This window comes from Candidatus Hydrogenedentota bacterium (genome assembly GCA_016791475.1).
Lineage (GTDB): Bacteria > Hydrogenedentota > Hydrogenedentia > Hydrogenedentales > JAEUWI01 > JAEUWI01.
In genome coordinates this window covers 1-913 of the sequence record JAEUWI010000125.1, presented here as the reverse complement: position 1 = coordinate 913, position 913 = coordinate 1, and the positions used below count along the sequence as shown (strand labels likewise).

The 913-nt window shown below is 55.4% G+C and carries 2 protein-coding genes; both read right to left on the bottom strand.

Annotation, left to right across the window (positions count from 1 at the left end; all coding sequences use genetic code 11):
- Positions 1–593 (bottom strand): DUF1501 domain-containing protein (locus JNK74_28205; GenBank protein ID MBL7650072.1); only part of this gene is annotated, 593 nt, incomplete at its 3' end.
- Position 594: 1 nt separating this feature from the next.
- Positions 595–913 (bottom strand): DUF1553 domain-containing protein (locus JNK74_28200; GenBank protein MBL7650071.1); only part of this gene is annotated, 319 nt, incomplete at its 5' end.

The following is a 913-nucleotide window of genomic DNA, read 5'->3' as shown; positions in this document are numbered from 1 at the left end:
AGCACGGCACCGCCACGCGGACCCCGTGGTCCGCGCTGCAATACGACAAATCCTGGAAGATTATCGCACTCACTGCCTAACCCATAAGTGATCCAGGCACCCATGCTGGGCCTGCCAAAAAGGCCGCTTCCAGTGTTCATGAACATCTTGGCTGGGGCGTGATTGAACAAGTCCGTCTGGCATGTCGTGATGAAGGTCAATTGATCAACCATCCGAGCTGTATGCGGCAAAAGGTGGCTCACCCACATCCCCGAGCTTCCATGCTGCTTAAAGTCGTAGCGCGACCCCAGAAGATTGTTTCTGTGGCTGCTGTCCATGAACGCAAAGCGCTTACCTGCCGTGTAGCTTTCGGGAATCGGCTTGCCGTTTAGCTTTTGGAGCTGCGGTTTGTACTCGAACATGTCCAACTGGGACGGGCCACCCGCCATGAACAGAAAGATGACGTTCTTCGCCTTGGCTGGCAGATGCGGCTTCTTTGGTGCCAAAGCAGCGTCTCTGGCCATGAGCGAACTCAGTGCCATTCCGCCCAGTCCCACGGAGCAGCGGCGCAGAAAGTGTCGTCTTTGGATGTTGTTTGAGTCCAGCATGGTCATGTTACTCGCGGGTAAAGGTTTCGTCGAGGTTCAGAAGGGCTCTGGCAGCGGTGAGGCTGTCCAGTTTCTTGAGCACTGCGAGTTCGTTGGCGGATGGTTGACGCGAAGTGCAGCGCTTGAAGGCAATCTCCATGCCTTCTTTGACGATGATCTTCTCCATGGCTTGCGCGCACTCGAAGAATGATGTGTCATTCATGAGGGTCAGTGCTTGGAGCGGCGTATTGCTGCGGATGCGGCGTGTGCAGCTGTTAAATCCATCCGGCGCATCAAACACAATGAGCGATGGCGGCGGAGAAGCTCGATAAACAAACGTGTAGAGC